This window comes from Roseibium sp. RKSG952 (genome assembly GCF_009711355.1).
Genome location: NZ_SMMF01000257.1, coordinates 1 through 442, shown reverse-complemented (window position 1 = coordinate 442; position 442 = coordinate 1). Strand labels below are relative to the sequence as shown.

At 52.3% G+C, this 442-nt stretch carries 1 rRNA gene; it reads left to right on the top strand.

Annotation, left to right across the window (positions count from 1 at the left end):
- Positions 1-442 (top strand): 23S ribosomal RNA (locus E1297_RS00640); the annotation flags it as partial.

Here is a 442-nt window from a genome sequence, read left to right as displayed (position 1 = left end):
AAAAGCACCCCGACGAGGGGAGTGAAACAGTACCTGAAACCGAACGCCTACAATCAGTCGGAGGCTCCTTGCGAGCTGACGGCGTACCTTTTGTATAATGGGTCATCGACTTGGTCTCACGAGCAAGCTTAAGCCGTTAGGTGTAGGCGTAGCGAAAGCGAGTCTTAATAGGGCGTATGAGTTCGTGGGATCAGACCCGAAACCGAGTGATCTAGGCATGGCCAGGTTGAAGGTAAGGTAACACTTACTGGAGGACCGAACCCACATCTGTTGAAAAAGATCGGGATGAGCTGTGCCTAGGGGTGAAAGGCCAATCAAACTCGGAGATAGCTGGTTCTCTGCGAAATCTATTTAGGTAGAGCGTCATCCGAATACCCCGGGGGGTAGAGCACTGGATGGGTAATGGGGCCCCACAGGCTTACTGATCCTAACCAAACTCCGA